Source organism: Streptomyces jeddahensis (assembly GCF_001642995.1).
Classification (GTDB): Bacteria; Actinomycetota; Actinomycetes; order Streptomycetales; family Streptomycetaceae; genus Streptomyces; species Streptomyces jeddahensis.
This window is the reverse complement of record NZ_LOHS01000036.1, coordinates 1-19156: the sequence shown is the minus strand read 5'-3', so window position 1 is coordinate 19156 and position 19156 is coordinate 1. Positions and strand designations below refer to the sequence as shown.

Annotated in this window: 18 protein-coding genes; 9 read left to right on the top strand and 9 right to left on the bottom strand. The window is 71.3% G+C overall.

Features of this window, described 5'->3' with window-relative positions; translation table 11 throughout:
* Window positions 1-20 precede the first annotated feature (20 nt).
* The 3 genes from STSP_RS04450 to STSP_RS04440 all read left to right on the top strand — a co-directional run bounded on the left by STSP_RS04450 (window position 21) and on the right by STSP_RS04440 (window position 2634).
* The gene (locus STSP_RS04450) at window positions 21-1355 is read left to right on the top strand and encodes a M20/M25/M40 family metallo-hydrolase (RefSeq protein WP_067272266.1); all 1335 of its coding nucleotides are present in this window, start codon (window positions 21-23) and stop codon (window positions 1353-1355) included.
* Between the two features lie 211 nt (window positions 1356-1566).
* On the top strand, window positions 1567-1800 hold the full coding sequence (gene chpH, locus STSP_RS04445; protein ID WP_067272268.1) for a chaplin ChpH: 234 nt from the start codon (window positions 1567-1569) through the stop codon (window positions 1798-1800).
* Between the two features lie 135 nt (window positions 1801-1935).
* Window positions 1936-2634 (top strand): chaplin, encoded by a 699-nt coding sequence (locus STSP_RS04440; RefSeq protein ID WP_067272270.1) that lies wholly within the window; start codon window positions 1936-1938, stop codon window positions 2632-2634.
* A 150-nt stretch (window positions 2635-2784) separates the two neighbouring features.
* Here the strand turns inward: STSP_RS04440 and STSP_RS04435 are convergent, their stop codons facing one another.
* Window positions 2785-2973, bottom strand: coding sequence for a DUF5703 family protein (locus tag STSP_RS04435; protein ID WP_067272272.1), 189 nt, complete (start codon window positions 2971-2973; stop codon window positions 2785-2787).
* 47 nt (window positions 2974-3020) lie between these two features.
* Between STSP_RS04435 and STSP_RS04430 the strand changes: the two genes are divergently transcribed.
* Entirely contained in the window at window positions 3021-3728 is a 708-nt protein-coding gene (locus tag STSP_RS04430; protein ID WP_067272274.1) for a hypothetical protein, read from the top strand.
* A 58-nt stretch (window positions 3729-3786) separates the two neighbouring features.
* Here the strand turns inward: STSP_RS04430 and STSP_RS04425 are convergent, their stop codons facing one another.
* Both STSP_RS04425 and STSP_RS04420 read right to left on the bottom strand, forming a co-directional pair.
* Entirely contained in the window at window positions 3787-6033 is a 2247-nt protein-coding gene (locus STSP_RS04425; protein ID WP_232789517.1) for a helix-hairpin-helix domain-containing protein, read from the bottom strand.
* 77 nt (window positions 6034-6110) lie between these two features.
* Entirely contained in the window at window positions 6111-7094 is a 984-nt protein-coding gene (locus tag STSP_RS04420) for an aldo/keto reductase (RefSeq protein WP_067272277.1), read from the bottom strand.
* Between the two features lie 216 nt (window positions 7095-7310).
* On the opposite strand from STSP_RS04420, the gene STSP_RS04415 reads away from it, so the two are divergent.
* Together STSP_RS04415 and STSP_RS04410 are read left to right on the top strand one after the other, a co-directional pair.
* Window positions 7311-8375 (top strand): LLM class F420-dependent oxidoreductase, encoded by a 1065-nt coding sequence (locus tag STSP_RS04415; protein ID WP_067272282.1) that lies wholly within the window; start codon window positions 7311-7313, stop codon window positions 8373-8375.
* Between the two features lie 254 nt (window positions 8376-8629).
* A complete protein-coding gene (locus STSP_RS04410; protein WP_067272363.1) occupies window positions 8630-9418 on the top strand; it encodes a hypothetical protein in 789 nt (262 codons plus the stop codon).
* A 52-nt stretch (window positions 9419-9470) separates the two neighbouring features.
* Here the strand turns inward: STSP_RS04410 and STSP_RS04405 are convergent, their stop codons facing one another.
* Both STSP_RS04405 and STSP_RS04400 read right to left on the bottom strand, forming a co-directional pair.
* Complete coding sequence (locus tag STSP_RS04405; protein WP_067272363.1) at window positions 9471-10259, bottom strand: hypothetical protein; 789 nt, start codon at window positions 10257-10259, stop codon at window positions 9471-9473.
* A gap of 254 nt (window positions 10260-10513) precedes the next feature.
* Entirely contained in the window at window positions 10514-11578 is a 1065-nt protein-coding gene (locus STSP_RS04400) for an LLM class F420-dependent oxidoreductase (RefSeq protein WP_067272280.1), read from the bottom strand.
* Between the two features lie 216 nt (window positions 11579-11794).
* Between STSP_RS04400 and STSP_RS04395 the strand changes: the two genes are divergently transcribed.
* On the top strand, window positions 11795-12778 hold the full coding sequence (locus tag STSP_RS04395; RefSeq protein WP_067272277.1) for an aldo/keto reductase: 984 nt from the start codon (window positions 11795-11797) through the stop codon (window positions 12776-12778).
* A 77-nt stretch (window positions 12779-12855) separates the two neighbouring features.
* The gene (locus tag STSP_RS04390) at window positions 12856-15102 is read left to right on the top strand and encodes a helix-hairpin-helix domain-containing protein (RefSeq protein ID WP_232789517.1); all 2247 of its coding nucleotides are present in this window, start codon (window positions 12856-12858) and stop codon (window positions 15100-15102) included.
* 58 nt (window positions 15103-15160) lie between these two features.
* Here STSP_RS04390 and STSP_RS04385 read toward each other — a convergent pair whose 3' ends face one another.
* Window positions 15161-15868 (bottom strand): hypothetical protein, encoded by a 708-nt coding sequence (locus tag STSP_RS04385; protein WP_067272274.1) that lies wholly within the window; start codon window positions 15866-15868, stop codon window positions 15161-15163.
* 47 nt (window positions 15869-15915) lie between these two features.
* On the opposite strand from STSP_RS04385, the gene STSP_RS04380 reads away from it, so the two are divergent.
* On the top strand, window positions 15916-16104 hold the full coding sequence (locus STSP_RS04380) for a DUF5703 family protein (RefSeq protein ID WP_067272272.1): 189 nt from the start codon (window positions 15916-15918) through the stop codon (window positions 16102-16104).
* A 150-nt stretch (window positions 16105-16254) separates the two neighbouring features.
* On the opposite strand, the gene STSP_RS04375 is transcribed toward STSP_RS04380, so the two are convergent.
* From STSP_RS04375 to STSP_RS04365, 3 genes are all read right to left on the bottom strand, one after another.
* Complete coding sequence (locus STSP_RS04375; RefSeq protein ID WP_067272270.1) at window positions 16255-16953, bottom strand: chaplin; 699 nt, start codon at window positions 16951-16953, stop codon at window positions 16255-16257.
* A 135-nt stretch (window positions 16954-17088) separates the two neighbouring features.
* Window positions 17089-17322 (bottom strand): chaplin ChpH, encoded by a 234-nt coding sequence (gene chpH / locus STSP_RS04370; RefSeq protein WP_067272268.1) that lies wholly within the window; start codon window positions 17320-17322, stop codon window positions 17089-17091.
* Between the two features lie 211 nt (window positions 17323-17533).
* Window positions 17534-18868 carry a M20/M25/M40 family metallo-hydrolase gene (locus tag STSP_RS04365; protein ID WP_067272266.1) on the bottom strand — a complete coding sequence of 445 codons (1335 nt, stop codon included), beginning with the start codon at window positions 18866-18868 and terminating at the stop codon, window positions 17534-17536.
* Window positions 18869-19156: the final 288 nt, after the last annotated feature.

The window sequence follows — 19156 nt, the reverse complement described above, 5'->3', positions numbered from 1 at the left end:
CGACAGCGGGAGGAAGCAGCGTGAGCGAGTCGAGCGGCGCCAGCAGGGCCGGGTCCGTCTCGGGCGAGGACGAGGTCGTCGACCTCTGCCGCGACCTCATCCGGATCGACACCAGCAACTACGGGGACCACTCCGGGCCCGGTGAGCGCAAGGCCGCCGAGTACGTGGCCGAGAAGCTCGCCGAGGTCGGGCTCGAGCCGCAGATCTTCGAGTCCCACCCGGGCCGCGCCTCCACGGTGGCCCGTATCGAGGGCGAGGACCCCTCGCGGCCCGCACTCCTCATCCACGGCCACACCGACGTGGTACCGGCCAACGCCCACGACTGGACCCACCACCCGTTCTCCGGCGAGATCGCCGACGGCTGCGTGTGGGGCCGCGGCGCCGTCGACATGAAGGACATGGACGCGATGACCCTCGCGGTCGTCCGCGACCGGCTGCGCAGCGGCCGCAAGCCCCCGCGGGACATCGTGCTGGCCTTCCTCGCCGACGAGGAGGCCGGAGGCGTCTACGGTGCGCGCCATCTGGTCGACAAGCACCCCGCGCTCTTCGAGGGCGTCACCGAGGCGATCGGCGAGGTCGGCGGCTTCTCGTTCACCGTCAACGAGCAGCTGCGGCTCTACCTCGTCGAGACCGCCCAGAAGGGCATGCACTGGATGCGGCTCACCGTGGACGGCACCGCAGGCCACGGGTCGATGACCAACGACGACAACGCCATCACGGAGCTCTGCGAGGCGGTCGGGCGGCTCGGCCGGCACACGTGGCCGGTGCGCGTCACCAAGACCGTACGGTCCTTCCTCGACGAACTCTCCGACGCGCTCGGAACCGAGCTCGACCCGGAGGACATGGACGCGACGCTCGCCAAGCTCGGCGGCATCGCGAAGATGGTCGGCGCCACGCTGCGCAACTCGGCGGCCCCGACGATGCTCGGCGCCGGGTACAAGGTCAACGTGATCCCCGGCCAGGCCACCGCACACGTCGACGGGCGCTTCCTGCCCGGGTACGAGGAGGAGTTCCTGGCCGACCTCGACCGGATCCTCGGACCGCGCGTCCGGCGCGAGGACGTGCACGGCGACAAGGCCCTGGAGACCGACTTCGACGGTGCGCTCGTCGATGCCATGCAGTCGGCCCTGCGTGCCGAGGACCCCATCGCGCGGGCCGTTCCGTACATGCTCTCCGGCGGTACGGACGCCAAGTCCTTCGACGATCTCGGCATCCGCTGCTTCGGCTTCGCGCCGCTGCAGCTGCCGCCCGAGCTGGACTTCGCCGGCATGTTCCACGGTGTCGACGAGCGTGTGCCGGTCGAGGGGCTCAAGTTCGGCGTGCGCGTGCTGGACAGGTTCATCGACGCGTCCTGAACGTCGACCGGGTCAACTCGCTGACCCTGAGCGGCATTTCAGCGTCTCGATCCCGCGATCCCTGCCGAGATACCGCTCCAACATTCGTCCATACGTGCGCAGTTATCAGAAAGAGTGAATGGAACGATAAGGACGTAGCCCGATTACCGGCTCCTCGTTACTGATGATGCGGTCCGAGACCGGGGCCGCACATTGCCAATGAGGAGGAAGAATGATCAAGAAGGTCGTCGCTGCCGCGGCTGCCACGGGTGGTCTCGTGCTCGCTGGTGCGGGAGTCGCCGCTGCCGACGCCGGTGCTCAGGGTGCCGCGGTGAACTCTCCCGGCGTGCTCTCGGGCAACGTCATTCAGGCGCCGATCCACGTGCCGGTGAACGTCTGTGGCAACACCGTCAACGTGATCGGGCTGCTGAACCCCGCCTTCGGCAACACCTGCATCAACGACTGACGTTGTGCACCACCCCATGAGGGTCTGAGTCCTAGGCCCCGGAGTTCGCGGGACGAGCCTCCGGGGCCGAAGGATCTTCCGCGCACGTGCAAGCGGGCCGTGCGCATTCCGGAAGGTACAAGGCAGGGAAAACCTATGCGACAGGTCACGCGCAAACGCCTCACGTTGGCGGCCGCGACCGGCGTACTCGCCATGACCGGCGGCTACGCACACGCCGACTCGGCAGCGGACGGATCCGCTTCCGACTCACCCGGCGTGCTCTCGGGCAACAGCGTCCAAGTTCCCGTGGACATCCCGGTGAACGTGTGCGGGAACACGGTGAACGTCATCGGGGCTCTCAACCCCGCCGCCGGCAACGACTGCAGCAACGTCTCCGACGACAACGGCGACAACGGCAACGACCAGTCGTCCGGCGGCGGGTCCGAGGCCGGCGGTCACGCCAGCGACTCGCCCGGCATCGGCTCCGGCAACCACATCCAGGTGCCGGTCGACGTACCGGTCAACGTCTGCGGCAACAGCGTCACCATCGGCGGCCTCGGCAACGGCGCGGCGGACAACGACTGCGGCAACTCCTCGGGCGGCGACGAGGCGGCGCCGCCGCGTGGCGTCACGCCCGGCGACCCGGCGCACCCCGAGGAGCCGCAGGCGCCGGGCGAGGGCGACCCGGGCTCCGAGTCGAACCATCCGGGCACGCACACCGTGACGGCACCCGAGGGCACCGAGCAGCTCGCCGAGACCGGCAGCTCGCTGCCGGTGGGGATGGTCCTTCCGGTGGCCGCGGGCGCGCTGCTCGCGGGCGCCGTGCTCTACCGCAAGGCCCGTTCGGCCGCGTAACGGCGCGGAGCGCGGGCGTGACGGAGAGTGCGTACGCACCTGCGCAGAACACCGAAGATCACCACGGTGACCCATGCCACCGAGGTGGTGCACGGGACGGAACGGAGCGGGCCCCGCAGCCGCGGGGCCCGCTCCGTTCCCCGTCTCAGGTCACCACGTCGCACGCACCTGGCGGATGATCCGCCGGCGCAACCGCACCCTGCGGCTGCCGTCCGGGTGGAGCCTGAGACGGTCCAGCTCCCAGTGTCCGTACTCGGCATGGTCGGTCAGCAGACGCGTCGTCTCCTTGCGGGACACCCCGCGCGGTACGTACACGTCGACAAATTCGTATTCCGGCATCGCATCTATTGTGCGGGCAGCGGCCCGGTACGGATAGCGTCTGCACTATGTCTGATGCTGCGCAGCCCACCGCTGCCGAGGTACGCGCCGCCGCAGAGGCGGTCAAGGCTGCGCTCGACCGCCACCTGGCCGCGGTCGAGCGCAGGTCGGGAGACGACGACCCGGCCGTCTACGAAGCGTTCAACGAGCTGGCCGCAGCGGCCGAGGAGTACGACGAGCTCCTCTACGACCGCTACGACGAGGTCACCCCCTTCGAGATCCCCGGCACGGAGGACACGCTGCCGCCGTACACGGGTCCCGAGGAACCGAACGCGCTCAGCGTGCTGATCCGCCGCGACTACACCGTGGTGGAGCCGCAGCGACTGATCGCCCAGGCGCAGCGGATCGCGGCCGTGGAGGAGGACTCCACCAGGGGCGCGGCGAACGGCAGCGCCCATGGCGCGCTGGGCATCCTCTTCGGCGAGTACGAACCGGACGAGATCGCATCACGGCACAAGGAGTTCGGTCTCGAGGAGGGCGACTCGACACTGTGGGTCACCGCCGCCGACTTGCCGCCGGAGCCCGGGGAGTGGCTGGACGCCCCCTTCGACCAGATCGATCCGCAGCAGGTCGTGTGCCGCTTCGACGTCAGCGCGGTCTTCGACGACGAGCCCGACGATCCGGAGGACGACGAGGACGACGACTTGGAGCCGTTGGGCTCCGAGGACGACCTTGAGGACGACGTCGAGGAGGAGGATCTCCCGACCCAGCGCTGACGTGTGGCCGAAGGCGGCCGGCTTCCGTGGGCCTGGGGGACCGGGCCCACTCCCGCCTTCAGCCGATCTGACCCCCGGCCGGAACCTGTATCCGCATCAGGGTCTGAAGCCGTGTCGTCCGTGGCTTCGCCGGAATCTCCGCCACCGCCCGCGGCAGAGCCTGATCGGCCCCGTGCACCACGGACAGATGCCGCTCGGCGCGCCCGAAGGCGGTGTACACCCAGGCACGGGTCAGGGCCCCTGCCGCATCGCTGGGGAGCACGACCACCGCCGCGGGCCACCGCTGTCCCACCGCCTGGTGCGCGGTCATGGCCCACCCGTGCCGCACGAGGCGTTCGACCTGCTCCCTCGGTACGACCACGGGCGTGCCGTCGCAGTCCAGGTGCAGTCCCTGAGCGTCGGCCTTCACCACGCGCCCCGGTACCGTACGGCCGAGTGCCGGCGAGTAGGCGACCCGGTCGCCGGGGTCGAAGCCGCCGAACCGGCCGGGGCCGGGGTTCAGCCGCTCCTTCAGCGCCGCGTTCAGCGCGCGGGTGCCCGCCGCTCCGCCATGACCCGGCGTGATCACCTGGGTGTGCTCGGCGGGCACCCCGATCGCCCTGGGCACGGAGTCGACGACCAGCTGCACCGCGCGGTGCACCGCCTCGTCGGCGTCCCGCACGGGCACGATCACGACTTCCTTGCCGGGGGCCGCGACCTCGCTGAGCTCGCCGATGCCGATTCCGGAGACCAGCTCGCCGATGGGGCCCGGGTCGGGCGTACGCGACGCGACCTGCGGACAGACGCGGGCGGCCAGCAGATCCCCGAACACGCGGCCCGGGCCGGCCGACCACAGCACGGACGGGTCACCGCTCAGCACCAGCCGCGCACCGTCCGGCAGCGACTCGACGACCATGGCCGCGGTCTCGACGTCCAGCTGAGGTGCGTCCAGCACCACCAGCACATCGACCGCCAGCGCTCCTTCGGCATCCCGGCCGGGCCCTTCCGCGCCGGACAGCAGCCCGGACACGGTGGCGACGGCTTCGGCCGGCCCGCCCTGTTCCCCTGCCGGGCGCGTGGTCACTGCGCCGGCTTCCGCAGCGCCCTCCGCGGCAGCGAGGAGAGCGGCGAAACGGCGCTGCCCGTCCGGGCTGTGGGCGGCGGCGCACACGCGCAGGCCCATGGCCCGTGCAGCGGCGACCAGCGCGGCCGGTTCAGCCCGCGCCGCCTCGCCTCCGGTGTGCAGCACCAGGCCGTGCCCGGCCGCCGCGCGGATCAGCTCCGCGGCCGATCCGGATACGGCACCGGCGGCGCGCTCCCAGGCGGTGACGCCCGGCTCGTCGCCCTTCACCAGGGAATTGACCACCCGTGCCAGACCGTCGGCCAGGCTCTCCTCCGCCAGCGCGCAGCGTTCGAGGCCGATGAGGACCTGGACCGGCCGCTCGCCTTCGGCAGCCTCGTCGCCCGTGTCCTCGGCGGAGGGTGTGGGCGTGGGTGAGGACGCATCGAGTGCGTCCTGAAAGACGAGCACGTCTCCTTCCGCGATCGCGTTCTGCACGGCGGCGTCAGGATCGGGCACCGAGCGCTGCGCGAGAGCGGCGCGGAGTTCGTCGGCATCGAGGACCGTGTGCCCGGCCAGGGCGGCCTGCTCCAGCAGCCATACGGTGATCGCGCGGCCCCTGCGCTCGTCGTCCGGGGCACACCCGGCACCGAGCAGGGCCCGGGCGAATCCGTCCGCCTGCTCGGACCGCACACCGGCGACCCGGAGCAACTGCCAGGGGTCCTCCCGCAGCCGACCGGCGGCGCCGTCACCCAGCGCGGCGGCGGCCGGTACGGCGAGGGCGGCGGGGGCGCCGCCCTCGGCCAGCACCTGGCGCACCGCCTCAATGGTCTCGGGCGCCGGCGCCGCACCTGCTGCGGGTGCCGCGGCGGCCGTGGGCTCGGACCGACGCACCGGTTCCGCGGCCGGCCTGCGCGGCGCCGGCTCGGGCTCGTCGAAGACGTGGACGACGGGACGCTCACCGCTCTCCACGGCCCGCACCGCGGCCAGCAGATCAGCGGCCTTCCCGGTCAACTTCGCCCCAGCGGCGACGGGCCCCGGCTTCTCGGCCTTCCGCTTCTCGATCTGCTCCCGAAGGGCCCGCTGCGCCGCCAACTCGGCCTCGGCCTCGGACATCTCCGCGCCGACGCCCGCGCCCTCGTCCCCGCCAGGACCCGCGCCACTCTCGGCATCCACGGCCGCACCACCGTCCGCGCCCGAGACCGCGCCGCCGTCGGCGTCCCCGGCTTGGGCGGCGCTCAGGTCCCCACTTCCGGGAGCCCCCACACCCTCGGGCTTCCCCGGTTCACCCGGGGAACTCCCAGGCTCGGCTCCGACCGCGGCAGCGGACTCCCGCTCCGTACTCACAGCGTGCTCCAGTCCTGATCGGGATAGCGGTGCACCGGCGCCGACACGTCGTCGAGCGCCTGGCAGATCTCGTCAGGAAGACTAAGCGCCTCCACTGACAATGCCTCCGTGAGCTGCTGCGCCGTGCGGGCGCCGATGATCGGTGCGACGACTCCGGGGCGGTCCCGGACCCAGGCGAGAGCCACCTGCAGGGGTGTCGTCGCGAGCCCGTCGGCCGCGGTCGCCACCGCGTCGACGATGCGGCTCGCGGCATCGTCGAGATAGGGGGCCACGAAGGGGGCGAGATGCTCCGAGGCACCGCGGGAGTCGGCCGGGGTCGAGTGCCGGTACTTGCCGGTGAGCACGCCCCGGCCGAGGGGCGAGGACGGCAGCAACCCGACGCCGAGATCGAGCGCGGCGGGCAGCACCTCCCGCTCGACACCGCGCTGCAGCAGCGAGTACTCCATCTGCGTACTGGACAGCCGCGTCCGCACACCTGGTGCCGCAAGCTGCCATGTCGCCGCCTTGGCGAGCTGCCAGCCGCAGAAGTTGGACACCCCGGCATAGCGTGCGCGGCCGCTGCTGACGGCGATGTCCAGGGCCCCCAGCGTCTCCTCCAGCGGCGTCTCGGGGTCGAACGCGTGCACCTGCCACAGATCGACATAGTCCGTCCCGAGGCGGCTGAGCGAGGCGTCGAGCGCCGCGAGCAGATGGCCGCGCGAACCGTCGAAGCGCCGGTCCGGGTCGGGCACGCTGCCCGCCTTGGTCGCGATCACCAGATCCCGCCGCGGAACCAGCCCTTCCATCAGCTGTCCGAGCAGATACTCGGCCTCCCCGTCGCCGTACACATCGGCGGTGTCGACGAGCGTGCCGCCCGCCTCCCAGAAGACCTTCAACAGGTCCGCGGCGTCGCGCTCGTCGGTGTCCCGCCCCCAGGTCAGGGTGCCGAGTCCGATGCGGGACACACGCAGGCCGGTACGGCCGAGATGCCTCTGCTCCATGGGCGCTGACATTACTGGCCGGACGTCGGCGTGTGGGGCCCTGTGGACAACCGCCTGTGGATAACCGTGGACAACCGCGACCGTGCACAGCGCCCTGTGCCATCGCCCGTGGACGACCGCGCGCACGTGTGGCCAACCCGTCGCTGACGCGGGCCGCACCAGCGCGCTAGGGTCTCCGGCACAAGGGACGTTACTGATCGGTAAGGGGAATCGGCCATGAAGCTCGGTATCAACCTCGGCTACTGGGGCGCCGGGATGGACGCGGACAATCTGGCCGTCGCCCAGGAGGCCGACCGGCTGGGCTACGCGGTCTGCTGGGCGGCCGAGGCCTACGGCTCCGACGCGGCCACCGTGCTGACCTGGGTCGCCGCCCACACCGAGCGCATCGACGTCGGATCCGCGATCTTCCAGATCCCGGCCCGCCAGCCCGCCATGACCGCGATGACGGCGGCGACCCTGGACTCGCTCTCCGGCGGCCGTTTCCGGCTCGGCCTCGGCGTCTCCGGGCCGCAGGTCTCCGAGGGCTGGTACGGCGTGAAGTTCGACAAGCCGCTGGCACGCACGCGTGAGTACGTCGAGATCGTGCGCAAGGCGATGACGCGCGAGCGCCTGACGCACGAGGGCGAGCACTGGACGCTGCCGCTGCCGGGCGGACCGGGCAAGCCGATCAAGCTCACCGTGCACCCGCAGCGCGAGCACATCCCGCTGTACATCGCGGCGATCGGCCCGAAGAACCTGGAGCAGACCGGCGAGATCGCCGACGGTGCGCTGCTGATCTTCCCGTCGGCCGAGCACCTGGAGGAGACGGCGATCCGCCATCTGAGGGCGGGCCGCGAGAAGGCGGGCCTGACGATGGACGGCTTCGACGTCGCCCCGACGCTGCCGATCGCCGTGAGCCCGGACGGTTCGGACAGGGACGTGTCCGCGCTGGCCGACCAGTTCCGCCCGTACACGGCCCTCTACGTCGGCGGCATGGGCAGCCGCAAGCAGAACTTCTACAACCAGCTCGCACAGCGCATGGGGTACGAGAAGGAGGCCGCCGAGATCCAGGACAAGTACCTGTCCGGCGACAAGGAGGGCGCGGCCTCCGCCGTCCCGCAGCAGCTGATCGACCAGACCACGCTGCTCGGCTCCGTGGACCGCATCGCCGAGCGGATGCGGGCCTACGCCGCGGCCGGGGTCACCACCCTCACGCTGGCCCCGGCGGGCTTCACGCTGGACGAGCGGGTCGCGTCCCTGCGGGCAGGCATCGACGCACTGGAGCGCGCCGGGCTCGCGTAAGGGCGTAGCCGAAGCCGCAAGCGCGAGGAGAGGTTTCTGCGGCCGTGGTGGGGGCTCGGGGGTCTTCCCCGCCACGGCCGTCTCCCGGAACAACGCGTCGAGACCGTCCTCGGTTACGCGCCCCGTCCGCCCCTACGCGGCCCTTCCGACGCCGGCATCCGCCTTTCGGCGGAGTTGTCCGACATACCTGTTGCCCCTGGCCTGCCACCGCATTTGACTCGTTCTTTGCGGACCCCGGCACGGAGGTGGCAGTGATGCTTTCAGCGAAGAGCCTTTTCCAGGAGATCCTCGACAACGACGAGTCCTTCCGGCTGTTCTGTTCCATCGCCGCCAGCGGGGAGGCCCAGGGCGGCTGGGAGAACGGCCGCATCGCGGCCCTCGTACCCGAGAGCGAGCGGGACCTGGCGCCCAAGGTCGCACGCCACGGTGCCGACGAGGACAAGCACGGGCGGATCTTCAACGCCCTGCTGAAGAAGCGCGGCCTCGAGCCGGTCGAGGTCCCGCACGAGACGGACTACACGATGCTTCTGGAGAAGCACGGCATCGGGCTCGCGCACGAACAGCTCAAGCGCGACCAGCCGCTCACCGTCCAGGACATCGTCACGTATCTCGCCCACAGCCGGGTCACCGAGCAGCGGGCCTCCGAGCAGATGGAACTGCTGCGCAAGCACTTCTCCGACCACCCCGACATCGGCCGCGCCGTCAGGATGATCTCGAGCGACGAGGACAACCACCTGGCGTACTGCCACGAGGAGCTGCTCCGCTTCGCGCGCGCCGGACACGGCCGCACCATCCAGCGGATCCTGCGCGAGAGCGCCCTCGCGGAGATCCGTATCTACCGCGATGTGAGCCTTGCCGTGATGGACCACATGGGCCGCATCCTGGGCTGGCCCCGGGCCAAGGCGGCGCTGCTCGCCGCGGGGATCCACGCTGTGTACGTGTACGAGCGGCTCGGCGGGTGGCGCCGGATGGTGTCCCTGAAGATGCCCGAGCGACGCAACGCGCTGGGCGGCCCCGCGACGTCGGCACCCGAGTTCGCGTAGCGCATCGGCGTTGCCGCAGGGCACGCGCGTGCCCTGCGGCAACGCCGATGCGCTACGCGAACTCGGGTGCCGACGTCGCGGGGCCGCCCAGCGCGTTGCGTCGCTCGGGCATCTTCAGGGACACCATCCGGCGCCACCCGCCGAGCCGCTCGTACACGTACACAGCGTGGATCCCCGCGGCGAGCAGCGCCGCCTTGGCCCGGGGCCAGCCCAGGATGCGGCCCATGTGGTCCATCACGGCAAGGCTCACATCGCGGTAGATACGGATCTCCGCGAGGGCGCTCTCGCGCAGGATCCGCTGGATGGTGCGGCCGTGTCCGGCGCGCGCGAAGCGGAGCAGCTCCTCGTGGCAGTACGCCAGGTGGTTGTCCTCGTCGCTCGAGATCATCCTGACGGCGCGGCCGATGTCGGGGTGGTCGGAGAAGTGCTTGCGCAGCAGTTCCATCTGCTCGGAGGCCCGCTGCTCGGTGACCCGGCTGTGGGCGAGATACGTGACGATGTCCTGGACGGTGAGCGGCTGGTCGCGCTTGAGCTGTTCGTGCGCGAGCCCGATGCCGTGCTTCTCCAGAAGCATCGTGTAGTCCGTCTCGTGCGGGACCTCGACCGGCTCGAGGCCGCGCTTCTTCAGCAGGGCGTTGAAGATCCGCCCGTGCTTGTCCTCGTCGGCACCGTGGCGTGCGACCTTGGGCGCCAGGTCCCGCTCGCTCTCGGGTACGAGGGCCGCGATGCGGCCGTTCTCCCAGCCGCCCTGGGCCTCCCCGCTGGCGGCGATGGAACAGAACAGCCGGAAGGACTCGTCGTTGTCGAGGATCTCCTGGAAAAGGCTCTTCGCTGAAAGCATCACTGCCACCTCCGTGCCGGGGTCCGCAAAGAACGAGTCAAATGCGGTGGCAGGCCAGGGGCAACAGGTATGTCGGACAACTCCGCCGAAAGGCGGATGCCGGCGTCGGAAGGGCCGCGTAGGGGCGGACGGGGCGCGTAACCGAGGACGGTCTCGACGCGTTGTTCCGGGAGACGGCCGTGGCGGGGAAGACCCCCGAGCCCCCACCACGGCCGCAGAAACCTCTCCTCGCGCTTGCGGCTTCGGCTACGCCCTTACGCGAGCCCGGCGCGCTCCAGTGCGTCGATGCCTGCCCGCAGGGACGCGACCCGCTCGTCCAGCGTGAAGCCCGCCGGGGCCAGCGTGAGGGTGGTGACCCCGGCCGCGGCGTAGGCCCGCATCCGCTCGGCGATGCGGTCCACGGAGCCGAGCAGCGTGGTCTGGTCGATCAGCTGCTGCGGGACGGCGGAGGCCGCGCCCTCCTTGTCGCCGGACAGGTACTTGTCCTGGATCTCGGCGGCCTCCTTCTCGTACCCCATGCGCTGTGCGAGCTGGTTGTAGAAGTTCTGCTTGCGGCTGCCCATGCCGCCGACGTAGAGGGCCGTGTACGGGCGGAACTGGTCGGCCAGCGCGGACACGTCCCTGTCCGAACCGTCCGGGCTCACGGCGATCGGCAGCGTCGGGGCGACGTCGAAGCCGTCCATCGTCAGGCCCGCCTTCTCGCGGCCCGCCCTCAGATGGCGGATCGCCGTCTCCTCCAGGTGCTCGACCGACGGGAAGATCAGCAGCGCACCGTCGGCGATCTCGCCGGTCTGCTCCAGGTTCTTCGGGCCGATCGCCGCGATGTACAGCGGGATGTGCTCGCGCTGCGGGTGCACGGTGAGCTTGATCGGCTTGCCCGGTCCGCCCGGCAGCGGCAGCGTCCAGTGCTCGCCCTCGTGCGTCAGGCGCTCGCGCGTCATCGCCTTGCGCACGATCTCGACGTACTCACGCGTGCGTGCCAGCGGCTTGTCGAACTTCACGCCGTACCAGCCCTCGGAGACCTGCGGCCCGGAGACGCCGAGGCCGAGCCGGAAACGGCCGCCGGAGAGCGAGTCCAGGGTCGCCGCCGTCATCGCGGTCATGGCGGGCTGGCGGGCCGGGATCTGGAAGATCGCGGATCCGACGTCGATGCGCTCGGTGTGGGCGGCGACCCAGGTCAGCACGGTGGCCGCGTCGGAGCCGTAGGCCTCGGCCGCCCAGCAGACCGCGTAGCCCAGCCGGTCGGCCTCCTGGGCGACGGCCAGATTGTCCGCGTCCATCCCGGCGCCCCAGTAGCCGAGGTTGATACCGAGCTTCATGGCCGATTCCCCTTACCGATCAGTAACGTCCCTTGTGCCGGAGACCCTAGCGCGCTGGTGCGGCCCGCGTCAGCGACGGGTTGGCCACACGTGCGCGCGGTCGTCCACGGGCGATGGCACAGGGCGCTGTGCACGGTCGCGGTTGTCCACGGTTATCCACAGGCGGTTGTCCACAGGGCCCCACACGCCGACGTCCGGCCAGTAATGTCAGCGCCCATGGAGCAGAGGCATCTCGGCCGTACCGGCCTGCGTGTGTCCCGCATCGGACTCGGCACCCTGACCTGGGGGCGGGACACCGACGAGCGCGACGCCGCGGACCTGTTGAAGGTCTTCTGGGAGGCGGGCGGCACGCTCGTCGACACCGCCGATGTGTACGGCGACGGGGAGGCCGAGTATCTGCTCGGACAGCTGATGGAAGGGCTGGTTCCGCGGCGGGATCTGGTGATCGCGACCAAGGCGGGCAGCGTGCCCGACCCGGACCGGCGCTTCGACGGTTCGCGCGGCCATCTGCTCGCGGCGCTCGACGCCTCGCTCAGCCGCCTCGGGACGGACTATGTCGATCTGTGGCAGGTGCACGCGTTCGACCCCGAGACGCCGCTGGAGGAGACGCTGGGGGCCCTGGACATCGCCGTCAGCAGCGGCCGCGCACGCTATGCCGGGGTGTCCAACTTCTGCGGCTGGCAGCTCGCCAAGGCGGCGACATGGCAGCTTGCGGCACCAGGTGTGCGGACGCGGCTGTCCAGTACGCAGATGGAGTACTCGCTGCTGCAGCGCGGTGTCGAGCGGGAGGTGCTGCCCGCCGCGCTCGATCTCGGCGTCGGGTTGCTGCCGTCCTCGCCCCTCGGCCGGGGCGTGCTCACCGGCAAGTACCGGCACTCGACCCCGGCCGACTCCCGCGGTGCCTCGGAGCATCTCGCCCCCTTCGTGGCCCCCTATCTCGACGATGCCGCGAGCCGCATCGTCGACGCGGTGGCGACCGCGGCCGACGGGCTCGCGACGACACCCCTGCAGGTGGCTCTCGCCTGGGTCCGGGACCGCCCCGGAGTCGTCGCACCGATCATCGGCGCCCGCACGGCGCAGCAGCTCACGGAGGCATTGTCAGTGGAGGCGCTTAGTCTTCCTGACGAGATCTGCCAGGCGCTCGACGACGTGTCGGCGCCGGTGCACCGCTATCCCGATCAGGACTGGAGCACGCTGTGAGTACGGAGCGGGAGTCCGCTGCCGCGGTCGGAGCCGAGCCTGGGAGTTCCCCGGGTGAACCGGGGAAGCCCGAGGGTGTGGGGGCTCCCGGAAGTGGGGACCTGAGCGCCGCCCAAGCCGGGGACGCCGACGGCGGCGCGGTCTCGGGCGCGGACGGTGGTGCGGCCGTGGATGCCGAGAGTGGCGCGGGTCCTGGCGGGGACGAGGGCGCGGGCGTCGGCGCGGAGATGTCCGAGGCCGAGGCCGAGTTGGCGGCGCAGCGGGCCCTTCGGGAGCAGATCGAGAAGCGGAAGGCCGAGAAGCCGGGGCCCGTCGCCGCTGGGGCGAAGTTGACCGGGAAGGCCGCTGATCTGCTGGCCGCGGTGCGGGCCGTGGAGAGCGGTGAGCGTCCCGTCGTCCACGTCTTCGACGAGCCCGAGCCGGCGCCGCGCAGGCCGGCCGCGGAACCGGTGCGTCGGTCCGAGCCCACGGCCGCCGCGGCACCCGCAGCAGGTGCGGCGCCGGCGCCCGAGACCATTGAGGCGGTGCGCCAGGTGCTGGCCGAGGGCGGCGCCCCCGCCGCCCTCGCCGTACCGGCCGCCGCCGCGCTGGGTGACGGCGCCGCCGGTCGGCTGCGGGAGGACCCCTGGCAGTTGCTCCGGGTCGCCGGTGTGCGGTCCGAGCAGGCGGACGGATTCGCCCGGGCCCTGCTCGGTGCCGGGTGTGCCCCGGACGACGAGCGCAGGGGCCGCGCGATCACCGTATGGCTGCTGGAGCAGGCCGCCCTGGCCGGGCACACGGTCCTCGATGCCGACGAACTCCGCGCCGCTCTCGCGCAGCGCTCGGTGCCCGATCCTGACGCCGCCGTGCAGAACGCGATCGCGGAAGGAGACGTGCTCGTCTTTCAGGACGCACTCGATGCGTCCTCACCCACGCCCACACCCTCCGCCGAGGACACGGGCGACGAGGCTGCCGAAGGCGAGCGGCCGGTCCAGGTCCTCATCGGCCTCGAACGCTGCGCGCTGGCGGAGGAGAGCCTGGCCGACGGTCTGGCACGGGTGGTCAATTCCCTGGTGAAGGGCGACGAGCCGGGCGTCACCGCCTGGGAGCGCGCCGCCGGTGCCGTATCCGGATCGGCCGCGGAGCTGATCCGCGCGGCGGCCGGGCACGGCCTGGTGCTGCACACCGGAGGCGAGGCGGCGCGGGCTGAACCGGCCGCGCTGGTCGCCGCTGCACGGGCCATGGGCCTGCGCGTGTGCGCCGCCGCCCACAGCCCGGACGGGCAGCGCCGTTTCGCCGCTCTCCTCGCTGCCGCGGAGGGCGCTGCGGAAGCCGGCGCAGTGACCACGCGCCCGGCAGGGGAACAGGGCGGGCCGGCCGAAGCCGTCGCCACCGTGTCCGGGCTGCTGTCCGGCGCGGAAGGGCCCGGCCGGGATGCCGAAGGAGCGCTGGCGGTCGATGTGCTGGTGGTGCTGGACGCACCTCAGCTGGACGTCGAGACCGCGGCCATGGTCGTCGAGTCGCTGCCGGACGGTGCGCGGCTGGTGCTGAGCGGTGACCCGTCCGTGCTGTGGTCGGCCGGCCCGGGCCGCGTGTTCGGGGATCTGCTGGCCGCCCGCGTCTGTCCGCAGGTCGCGTCGCGTACGCCCGACCCGGGCCCCATCGGCGAGCTGGTCTCCGGAATCGGCATCGGCGAGCTCAGCGAGGTCGCGGCCCCCGGCAAGGAAGTCGTGATCGTGCCCGTGCGGGACGCCGACGAGGCGGTGCACCGCGCGGTGCAGCTGGTCGTCGACTCCGTGCCCAGGGCGATCGGGGTGCCCGCCGAGCACACCCAGGTGATCACGCCGGGTCATGGCGGAGCGGCGGGCACCCGCGCGCTGAACGCGGCGCTGAAGGAGCGGCTGAACCCCGGCCCCGGCCGGTTCGGCGGCTTCGACCCCGGCGACCGGGTCGCCTACTCGCCGGCACTCGGCCGTACGGTACCGGGGCGCGTGGTGAAGGCCGACGCTCAGGGACTGCACCTGGACTGCGACGGCACGCCCGTGGTCGTACCGAGGGAGCAGGTCGAACGCCTCGTGCGGCACGGGTGGGCCATGACCGCGCACCAGGCGGTGGGACAGCGGTGGCCCGCGGCGGTGGTCGTGCTCCCCAGCGATGCGGCAGGGGCCCTGACCCGTGCCTGGGTGTACACCGCCTTCGGGCGCGCCGAGCGGCATCTGTCCGTGGTGCACGGGGCCGATCAGGCTCTGCCGCGGGCGGTGGCGGAGATTCCGGCGAAGCCACGGACGACACGGCTTCAGACCCTGATGCGGATACAGGTTCCGGCCGGGGGTCAGATCGGCTGAAGGCGGGAGTGGGCCCGGTCCCCCAGGCCCACGGAAGCCGGCCGCCTTCGGCCACACGTCAGCGCTGGGTCGGGAGATCCTCCTCCTCGACGTCGTCCTCAAGGTCGTCCTCGGAGCCCAACGGCTCCAAGTCGTCGTCCTCGTCGTCCTCCGGATCGTCGGGCTCGTCGTCGAAGACCGCGCTGACGTCGAAGCGGCACACGACCTGCTGCGGATCGATCTGGTCGAAGGGGGCGTCCAGCCACTCCCCGGGCTCCGGCGGCAAGTCGGCGGCGGTGACCCACAGTGTCGAGTCGCCCTCCTCGAGACCGAACTCCTTGTGCCGTGATGCGATCTCGTCCGGTTCGTACTCGCCGAAGAGGATGCCCAGCGCGCCATGGGCGCTGCCGTTCGCCGCGCCCCTGGTGGAGTCCTCCTCCACGGCCGCGATCCGCTGCGCCTGGGCGATCAGTCGCTGCGGCTCCACCACGGTGTAGTCGCGGCGGATCAGCACGCTGAGCGCGTTCGGTTCCTCGGGACCCGTGTACGGCGGCAGCGTGTCCTCCGTGCCGGGGATCTCGAAGGGGGTGACCTCGTCGTAGCGGTCGTAGAGGAGCTCGTCGTACTCCTCGGCCGCTGCGGCCAGCTCGTTGAACGCTTCGTAGACGGCCGGGTCGTCGTCTCCCGACCTGCGCTCGACCGCGGCCAGGTGGCGGTCGAGCGCAGCCTTGACCGCCTCTGCGGCGGCGCGTACCTCGGCAGCGGTGGGCTGCGCAGCATCAGACATAGTGCAGACGCTATCCGTACCGGGCCGCTGCCCGCACAATAGATGCGATGCCGGAATACGAATTTGTCGACGTGTACGTACCGCGCGGGGTGTCCCGCAAGGAGACGACGCGTCTGCTGACCGACCATGCCGAGTACGGACACTGGGAGCTGGACCGTCTCAGGCTCCACCCGGACGGCAGCCGCAGGGTGCGGTTGCGCCGGCGGATCATCCGCCAGGTGCGTGCGACGTGGTGACCTGAGACGGGGAACGGAGCGGGCCCCGCGGCTGCGGGGCCCGCTCCGTTCCGTCCCGTGCACCACCTCGGTGGCATGGGTCACCGTGGTGATCTTCGGTGTTCTGCGCAGGTGCGTACGCACTCTCCGTCACGCCCGCGCTCCGCGCCGTTACGCGGCCGAACGGGCCTTGCGGTAGAGCACGGCGCCCGCGAGCAGCGCGCCCGCGGCCACCGGAAGGACCATCCCCACCGGCAGCGAGCTGCCGGTCTCGGCGAGCTGCTCGGTGCCCTCGGGTGCCGTCACGGTGTGCGTGCCCGGATGGTTCGACTCGGAGCCCGGGTCGCCCTCGCCCGGCGCCTGCGGCTCCTCGGGGTGCGCCGGGTCGCCGGGCGTGACGCCACGCGGCGGCGCCGCCTCGTCGCCGCCCGAGGAGTTGCCGCAGTCGTTGTCCGCCGCGCCGTTGCCGAGGCCGCCGATGGTGACGCTGTTGCCGCAGACGTTGACCGGTACGTCGACCGGCACCTGGATGTGGTTGCCGGAGCCGATGCCGGGCGAGTCGCTGGCGTGACCGCCGGCCTCGGACCCGCCGCCGGACGACTGGTCGTTGCCGTTGTCGCCGTTGTCGTCGGAGACGTTGCTGCAGTCGTTGCCGGCGGCGGGGTTGAGAGCCCCGATGACGTTCACCGTGTTCCCGCACACGTTCACCGGGATGTCCACGGGAACTTGGACGCTGTTGCCCGAGAGCACGCCGGGTGAGTCGGAAGCGGATCCGTCCGCTGCCGAGTCGGCGTGTGCGTAGCCGCCGGTCATGGCGAGTACGCCGGTCGCGGCCGCCAACGTGAGGCGTTTGCGCGTGACCTGTCGCATAGGTTTTCCCTGCCTTGTACCTTCCGGAATGCGCACGGCCCGCTTGCACGTGCGCGGAAGATCCTTCGGCCCCGGAGGCTCGTCCCGCGAACTCCGGGGCCTAGGACTCAGACCCTCATGGGGTGGTGCACAACGTCAGTCGTTGATGCAGGTGTTGCCGAAGGCGGGGTTCAGCAGCCCGATCACGTTGACGGTGTTGCCACAGACGTTCACCGGCACGTGGATCGGCGCCTGAATGACGTTGCCCGAGAGCACGCCGGGAGAGTTCACCGCGGCACCCTGAGCACCGGCGTCGGCAGCGGCGACTCCCGCACCAGCGAGCACGAGACCACCCGTGGCAGCCGCGGCAGCGACGACCTTCTTGATCATTCTTCCTCCTCATTGGCAATGTGCGGCCCCGGTCTCGGACCGCATCATCAGTAACGAGGAGCCGGTAATCGGGCTACGTCCTTATCGTTCCATTCACTCTTTCTGATAACTGCGCACGTATGGACGAATGTTGGAGCGGTATCTCGGCAGGGATCGCGGGATCGAGACGCTGAAATGCCGCTCAGGGTCAGCGAGTTGACCCGGTCGACGTTCAGGACGCGTCGATGAACCTGTCCAGCACGCGCACGCCGAACTTGAGCCCCTCGACCGGCACACGCTCGTCGACACCGTGGAACATGCCGGCGAAGTCCAGCTCGGGCGGCAGCTGCAGCGGCGCGAAGCCGAAGCAGCGGATGCCGAGATCGTCGAAGGACTTGGCGTCCGTACCGCCGGAGAGCATGTACGGAACGGCCCGCGCGATGGGGTCCTCGGCACGCAGGGCCGACTGCATGGCATCGACGAGCGCACCGTCGAAGTCGGTCTCCAGGGCCTTGTCGCCGTGCACGTCCTCGCGCCGGACGCGCGGTCCGAGGATCCGGTCGAGGTCGGCCAGGAACTCCTCCTCGTACCCGGGCAGGAAGCGCCCGTCGACGTGTGCGGTGGCCTGGCCGGGGATCACGTTGACCTTGTACCCGGCGCCGAGCATCGTCGGGGCCGCCGAGTTGCGCAGCGTGGCGCCGACCATCTTCGCGATGCCGCCGAGCTTGGCGAGCGTCGCGTCCATGTCCTCCGGGTCGAGCTCGGTTCCGAGCGCGTCGGAGAGTTCGTCGAGGAAGGACCGTACGGTCTTGGTGACGCGCACCGGCCACGTGTGCCGGCCGAGCCGCCCGACCGCCTCGCAGAGCTCCGTGATGGCGTTGTCGTCGTTGGTCATCGACCCGTGGCCTGCGGTGCCGTCCACGGTGAGCCGCATCCAGTGCATGCCCTTCTGGGCGGTCTCGACGAGGTAGAGCCGCAGCTGCTCGTTGACGGTGAACGAGAAGCCGCCGACCTCGCCGATCGCCTCGGTGACGCCCTCGAAGAGCGCGGGGTGCTTGTCGACCAGATGGCGCGCACCGTAGACGCCTCCGGCCTCCTCGTCGGCGAGGAAGGCCAGCACGATGTCCCGCGGGGGCTTGCGGCCGCTGCGCAGCCGGTCGCGGACGACCGCGAGGGTCATCGCGTCCATGTCCTTCATGTCGACGGCGCCGCGGCCCCACACGCAGCCGTCGGCGATCTCGCCGGAGAACGGGTGGTGGGTCCAGTCGTGGGCGTTGGCCGGTACCACGTCGGTGTGGCCGTGGATGAGGAGTGCGGGCCGCGAGGGGTCCTCGCCCTCGATACGGGCCACCGTGGAGGCGCGGCCCGGGTGGGACTCGAAGATCTGCGGCTCGAGCCCGACCTCGGCGAGCTTCTCGGCCACGTACTCGGCGGCCTTGCGCTCACCGGGCCCGGAGTGGTCCCCGTAGTTGCTGGTGTCGATCCGGATGAGGTCGCGGCAGAGGTCGACGACCTCGTCCTCGCCCGAGACGGACCCGGCCCTGCTGGCGCCGCTCGACTCGCTCACGCTGCTTCCTCCCGCTGTCGCTGCTGGTGGTCCCCGTCCTTGGTCGCCCCCATCCTCCTCCTCGGAGCGGGTGTGGCCCAAGGCCGGTCCCGGCCCGGTCATACAGCGTTAACAGCAGCATGGCGGGGCGACGTCCCGACGGGACCACCGGAGTGATCACTCGGGTGATCAGGCACCCCCGAATGTTTGCTATGGTTTTCCACGTCGCCGCGGGAAACCGCGAGAGACCACCAAGTCCGGGTGGCGGAATGGCAGACGCGCTAGCTTGAGGTGCTAGTGCCCTTTATC